At 40.6% G+C, this 6845-nt stretch carries 6 protein-coding genes; all 6 read right to left on the bottom strand.

All coding sequences use genetic code 11. The features are described from left to right. Nucleotides 1–121 precede the first annotated feature (121 nt). Nucleotides 122–550 carry a winged helix-turn-helix domain-containing protein gene (locus NFR99_RS14395; RefSeq protein WP_251353990.1) on the bottom strand — a complete coding sequence of 143 codons (429 nt, stop codon included), beginning with the start codon at nucleotides 548–550 and terminating at the stop codon, nucleotides 122–124. Nucleotides 551–615: 65 nt separating this feature from the next. Beyond that, nucleotides 616–1674 carry a BtrH N-terminal domain-containing protein gene (locus tag NFR99_RS14400; RefSeq protein WP_251353991.1) on the bottom strand — a complete coding sequence of 353 codons (1059 nt, stop codon included), beginning with the start codon at nucleotides 1672–1674 and terminating at the stop codon, nucleotides 616–618. A gap of 100 nt (nucleotides 1675–1774) precedes the next feature. Continuing rightward, complete coding sequence (locus tag NFR99_RS14405; protein WP_251353992.1) at nucleotides 1775–2593, bottom strand: MerR family transcriptional regulator; 819 nt, start codon at nucleotides 2591–2593, stop codon at nucleotides 1775–1777. Nucleotides 2594–2719: 126 nt separating this feature from the next. Continuing rightward, nucleotides 2720–3688: a serine hydrolase domain-containing protein gene (locus NFR99_RS14410; RefSeq protein ID WP_251353993.1), complete on the bottom strand. Its 969-nt coding sequence runs from the start codon at nucleotides 3686–3688 to the stop codon at nucleotides 2720–2722. Between the two features lie 36 nt (nucleotides 3689–3724). Next, nucleotides 3725–4564, bottom strand: a complete 840-nt coding sequence (locus NFR99_RS14415; RefSeq protein WP_251353994.1) for a MerR family transcriptional regulator — start codon at nucleotides 4562–4564, stop codon at nucleotides 3725–3727. Between the two features lie 276 nt (nucleotides 4565–4840). Beyond that, nucleotides 4841–6283 carry an IS5 family transposase gene (locus NFR99_RS14420; RefSeq protein ID WP_277613467.1) on the bottom strand — a complete coding sequence of 481 codons (1443 nt, stop codon included), beginning with the start codon at nucleotides 6281–6283 and terminating at the stop codon, nucleotides 4841–4843. Nucleotides 6284–6845: the final 562 nt, after the last annotated feature.

Below are 6845 nucleotides of genomic sequence, written 5' to 3' on the forward strand. Positions count from 1 at the left end.
ACACATATCTATCTAACATATGTTCGGTAAACATATGTTTTTCTTTGTGTGTCAATAGGTCGGAATTTCCTATAAAGTAAAAAAGGGAATGAGCAGTGTTCCCAATACATAAGAACACCACTCATTCCCTTTTCACACTATTTATTTTATAGCCAACCCCTCTCACTGTCTGGATATATTCCGGTTGGCTTGGATCATTCTCTATTTTTTTCCGAAGCCGACGGACATGGGATGTAATATTGCTGTCATCTTGAAGATACTCCCCATTCCAGACATAATTATAAATCTTTTCTTTAGAAAGCGTTATCCCTTGATGAATTGCCAGCATATACAGAATGCGAAATTCGATGTTTGTTAAATTAACTTCCTTTCCCTGTCTTAAAACCCTGTGCTGCTCCGGTATAATGAGCAATTCACCAATCTGTATTTCATCCAGACACGCATCTACTTCTCTGTCTATACTAATATCAGCTTTACTAACAATTTCCAGTATTTTATCATATATGTTTTTTTCCGATTCATCCAAAGAAAGAACTATCAGTTTTCCCATATCACTCACCTCCTCTGCCGGATTCTCTGAAGTAAGGAAATGCCCTGGCAAATATATAATTTTAATCAGTTCTGTGTATTCAGAATTCTACGGAATGCATCTTCTTCATGTTTTCTTAGTGCCTGGAATAGGGGAATATATTTTTCAGTATGCCTGAAAGAATGCCCTGCCACATCTTCAAGAAAACCATCTACGATCTTTTCAATAATTTCCCCACTCTTCTGAAAATGATGAGCCGCCTCTTCCCAGGCTTCTTCCCCAAGAGAATCCTTATACCTCACAAGCGCCTGTGCAAATTTATCCCTGGATGCCCTATGAGGATTGATAATTCCCGATCTTCGCCCACTAATTTCATAGGGAAGCTCTGGGAGAATGCTTCCCGTGTATTCAATAAAGTGAAAATATATTTTCAGTAATTCTTCTTCAGGAAATAAGTTTTTCCATTCCCGGAATTCCCCGATGAATCTGTCAAGCCCTCTCTGTCCTACAAAACTTAATGGTGAAGATAAATAGGTTTCTGCATTTTTCCCTATCCCTTTTTGTACAATCCACGCTGTATCTGTTTCCGGAGACCTCATATCAATCCCAAAATACGCATTTTTCTTGCTTATCCCTATATAGTCTTCTGCCCATGCCAGTTCCAGTTCCGCAATCGGGATAGTCTGCATTTCCGCTTTGGAATTATCATGAACATATACATTTGTCTCATCATAACCTATCATGAGAACAACATGCCCCGGAATATGCTGCCTATGATAGAACTTACTCTGATAAGGCAGATGAAACATATCCAAGCCAAATAATATGACCGGTATATCTTTGTCCAATAACTCCCTGACGTTTTTCCAAGTTGTCCGAAAACATTTTCCTTCACCTGCTATAACCTCATATCCGATGATTCCTTTCCAAAATTCATATTCCCGCTTTCCAATGCTTCCCTGCCCCATAAAAATCATTTTAGGTACTGCTGCTTTCTTTTGGGAAATCATCTGAAAACCGGCCTTGGAATAGAAAATTAATTCTTCCGGTATCCGTTTTCCTGTTTTCCACTCATAAATATCACACAGCCCATTCACCGGACATAAATAATCCGCCAACTGATGCGGCAATTCTAATCGCTTCATACGCCTTCCTCCTTTGCTACGCTTAAGTTTAAACCCTTGCATTGTCCGAGAGTCAAGTGATATCGGGAAAAAAGATGCCGCTAAATTGCAGCATCTTTTTTCATAACGGTTTTACAGGAAAGCACACCTCTGTGACCATATCTTCTACTGATTGTTCCGTTTCCGGAGATACATGGTATATGTTGAAGCGTTTCCCATCAAGCCTGTAGTGATTATCGGTAATCCATCGTATGATCTCTTCATTTGCATCCGGTAGCAGACTATACTGCCCTTTAAATGTAAGCGTTGCTGCCGTTGTCTCTTCGATTTTCTTAAATTTCATTTCCTCTGTATCGTGATATCTGCCAACTACCGCCTGCTGTATCTCCACATCCAAATCATATTCTTTGAATCCTTCATCATGGAATACCGCTATATTCAAAAGCGGATTTGCAAATTGTATTTTTTGTGATTTTCTCTCCTTTGCCAGCTTTTCCCAGAGAACAGCTTCATTCCCTGGGGTTGCTATTCTCCCTCTGATACTAATCACATTATGGGCAGGAAATTTTTTGAGCGCCACACTGTACAAAGGGATATCTGAAACATGTCCCAAATTCGCTATGGTTGTTTCGATTAGATTCAATTGTTTTTGCAAATTCGCGATTTTCTCCCGCTGTTCCACCGCATGGAGTTCGAGATAATCTTTCAGTTGGTCATTGCCTGTATATTTCGCCAATATTTCCTTGATTAAGGCTAATCCCAACCCCATACTTTTTAACGCCTGTATCTTGTTGGCTATCGGGAGCTGACATTCACTGTAGTATCTATATCCCGTGAAATCATCCACATGCTCAGGAATCAGCAAACCAATCTCATCATAGTGCCGGAGCATATGGATACTGATTTGTGACAAGACTGAAAATTCTCCTATTTTCAGCAAAGAAACCACCTCCTGACTTTAAGTGTAAACCCTCACATAATACGAGAGTCAATCCCTTTTTCTTGGTCGATGACACTATAAATCGTCTTTGTGATAAAGTCAACTGATAATACAATTTTGTTCATCTCATAAAATAGGCTCAATGAATTTCTTGATTAATTCTATTCTGTCCCCTGCTTTGGGTACAAAGAGAGCTGCAATAGAAATCACCAGCTTTTTCTTTGTGTTTACATAAATGATATTGCCGCCATCTCCCATTGCTGCATAGCCATCCTCATTTACCCACCATAGATATCCATAGGGCAGATTCTCTTTTTTCCATCGGCTGTGTTCTATTGTACTGTCCTCTACCCATTTTGAGGAAATGATCTGCTTCCCCTCCCACATACCGCCATTCAGATATAACTGCCCAATCTTTGCCATATCCATTGGTGTAAGCGTAAGTCCCCAGCCTGCCGCATGAATCCCCATGGAATCTATTACCCATCCGCTAATATCCGTAGACTGGTTAAATGCCAATTGTTCCTCTTTGGTTTCGAATAGTAAATTATTTTCCACTTTAATTCCAAGCGGCTCAAATAAATTCTCTGCCGCAAAATCTAATACGGGTTGCCCTGTTGCCCTCACTAAAATTCCCGATAAGATGTCCGGCCCGATCAATGGGGCATATCGGAATGCCCCTATCTTCCCACGACCGCCTAATAAATCAAGCGAAAATTTTACCCAGTCACTACTTGTAAAATATTTTATATAAGGTGCAAAAAATCGATATTTATAAGGTGCCGTCATTGTCAGCATATCTCTTAGTGTAATATTCTGTATTCTTCTCTCTCCCCTTTTCACTTTGTATTCTGGGAAGTAATCCAGCACTTTCTCCTCAATATTTTTAATGTATCCTTTATCCAGAGCAATCCCAATTAATATTGAAATAATGCTTTTTGTCACGGAATAGATATGAACGCGGCTATTCGCAGTGCAGCCCTTAAAGTATTTTTCATAAGATACAGCGCCATCTTTTATTATGACGATACCTGTGGTATTTCCATATTTGCTGCTTATAATCTGTTCCAATTCTTTAATTTTTATCTGATTCATATTTTCTTCCTCTCATGCACTTCACAATATCTGCTTTCAATTTCGGTCTTTTGAACCCTTCTTTTTAACCGGATAATAGACCTCCGTAACAAGTTGGCTTTCCTTTGAAACCTCTGCCGGGTCTGTTACATATACCTCATACAACGCATTGCTGTTTTCATAACCTTCCCTTTTTGCCCACTCTATTTGTTTAGCGTAAACTGAAGGAAGCTGTGAGTAAGAACCCTGCACAACTGTTTTCAAGCATAGCCCAGGACAAAAATCTCTTGTTCCAGTCGCATACTCTCTTATCGGGATTGCAAATTCCGTATCTAATCCAAATGGTGTATACTCATCGTCATGAAACAGTACCATTGGAGGAGCAGCCGCTGTTAGTTTCTTCTCTTCCATTTTCCGAAATAGTTTCCCAAAGCAGGTATCATATTCTTCTGAAAACTCATGCTCTAAAACATTCTTCCGTATCGACAGAAGATACATCATCGGTATCTCGACTAGCTGTACATCAATGCTTTCCATATAGGACATAATGGATTTTCCGTTTCTCAAATTTGATATATCACTGTCTATTTGGTGCATTGTATCTTCAAACTTCTGTACCTTTACCGCAATCTCTTTTTTCTTTTTATTAAGTGCAGTAAAAAGTACCTCATCCATCTGTTCTTCCGATTCCAAAATTAATTTGATTTCTTCCAAAGAAAAACAATAATCCTTCAGACGATTAATCATCAGCATTTTTTCCAATTGCTCGATGGAATAATACCGATAGCCATTTTCCGGATTGATTTCATCCGGCAGTATCAATCCTATTTCTGCATAATATCTAAGCGTCTTTGTAGATACCCTGCATATGTTTGAAAATTCTCCAATTGTAAGCATATGCGAACCCTCCTTCCAAGCTCAGTATAAACTTTACCCTAAGGGGAAAGTCAACGGCACTTTTAATCCCCTGTCCAGCAGTTTGGATAAGACAAAGTGCCTCCCCTTTCAAGGTAGTAGCATTTTAGTCGAATAAAAAATGAATTGCAAGTCATAATTTTCTAAAAAAAGTATCTGATTTAATCTGTAACGATTACAAATTAGATATGCTATAAATTCCTCGAACCCCTAAATTTTTCTGTTTTTAAAGAGCCATTCCTAATTAATGTCTGCTGATTAAGCGAATATCTGCATACTCCAACGTTTGTATCCATTCCCATATTGGAACAAATATAAAAGAGCGTAAAGTATCCGCTTGTGAATCTTGAACAGATTCGTCACGAATACGGATAATGCGATGGAGGTCAACTGCGTTTCTTCCAGTTTTGTTACAATACAGCCCATGCCGTAACAGCGTTTGCTTAAACTAAAGCTACGCTCCACTTCGATCCTGTCCCTGTTATCCTGATACTCCTGTTTTTTATCCGTTTTTGTATTTACGCCCGGCCTGCCAAGCTTCGGACCGGATATGCGGATACCATGGTCTTTGCAATAGTTCCGGTTTGCCCTTGTACGGTAGATCTGGTCTGCCAGTACACGTTCCGGATAATGGCCGGTACGCGCTTTGAACCGTTCCACCGCTTCTATCAGGCAGGTGCTTTCATTGTATGCTTCAAACGATATCTTTTCGATGTGTCCGTAGCCTTCACTGTCAAGGCTCAGGTCAAACTTTGCTCCGAATTCAACAGCCGCTCTGGCCTTTCCCCTCACGACCGGCCGGATCCATGGCTGCGTGATGCTCACAATACGGTGTTCTACGGAATGTACTTTGTTATCATACATATATTTCTGCTGTCCATACAGCATGAGGATCGTCAGGTACAGGCCGATCTCTTTATCTGTCATGGCATATCCACGGCTCATAAACTCATCCAGATACCGGATATCCCTTCCAACGTAACCGAGCTGCTTACGGAGCGCCTTCCGGATCTTCTCTGCGCTGTGCTTTCTGCTTTTGGCGTAGGCAAGGTAGTCTTTTCTGGCACGCCTCCTGTACCGTCTTGGCAACAGCAGATCGTAGGATTTACAAAAACGGTATATGATGGCCTCCAGCTTTTCCCTCGCCTCGTTCAGAAGGGAGATATCCTGCGGGTAACGGATGTTGACCGGCGCACAGGTCGCATCCAGTGTCAGCGTCCCTTTGTTCCCGTCTTCTTTTGGAACATCAGGCGTGCCTGAACCTCCGGCAGATGGAGGGGTTTTGTCATTTCTGCCGTCATCTTTGTGTGCAAGAAGATACTCATTGGCTTCCATCAGCATTTCTGCTGTAATGCGTTTACGAAACAGGACAAGTGTGCTTGCATCAAACGGGGCTTCTTCCTGATATCCGGGAAGCCCGATAAAGTACTGCAGGTATGGGTTCTCCGTGATCTGTTCCACAAGTTCGCGGTCAGCGAACTGAAACTTTGTCTGGATGATCAGGGCTCCCAGCGCCATGCGTAGCGGTTTGGCAACATTGCCGGTGCCACTTGGGAAAAGCTCTGCATATTTTATTTCGAATTCATCCCATGGGATACAATCAGCCATTTTGACCCACCGGTTATCCGGATTCATTTTAAGCCCCATGGGTTGGTTGAAATCAAGGAACGAATGTTGTAACTTATCAAGCGGTCTATACATGTGTTTCACCCCGTTATCCATAAAAAGCTGCAAGAAAAATGAGCCTGTTTCATTGAAACCTTTGTAGATATTATATCAGATATCGGGGCACAAATCAGTAAAATCAAGCGTTATAGAATTAATCAGCAGACACTAATTACAAACATTACAGTTTAATAATGTTATTTACCCAAGCTCTATAGGTATGTTTTCGCTCAATACAATACACAAAAAATCCGGAAACCAGAACAATTTTTCTAACTGTTCCAACTCCCGGAAAACTCTTATTTTCTACACTTTTCATCATTCTACTTCTCAACCCTTGATATCAACATAACACACTCTACCTGACACAAGATGAGAAGAAATACGTCATTTATCCCTCGCTCTGTCCGACTTAATCCACCACTGTTTTTAGCATTACAATCGCATAAGAAAACATATCTATATTCATATGCTAAGAAAGAGATACAATGTAGAAAAACAGATATCACTTTCTTAACTATCGTAAGCGCCTAAATGTTGGGCGGCTTGAATAGCCCCATTTGTTGCCCCATAATAGTAGAGAGTAGATTTTTGCTAC

Origin of the sequence: Hominisplanchenecus murintestinalis, assembly GCF_943193015.1 — a bacterium.
Classification (GTDB): domain Bacteria; phylum Bacillota; class Clostridia; order Lachnospirales; family Lachnospiraceae; genus Hominisplanchenecus_A; species Hominisplanchenecus_A murintestinalis.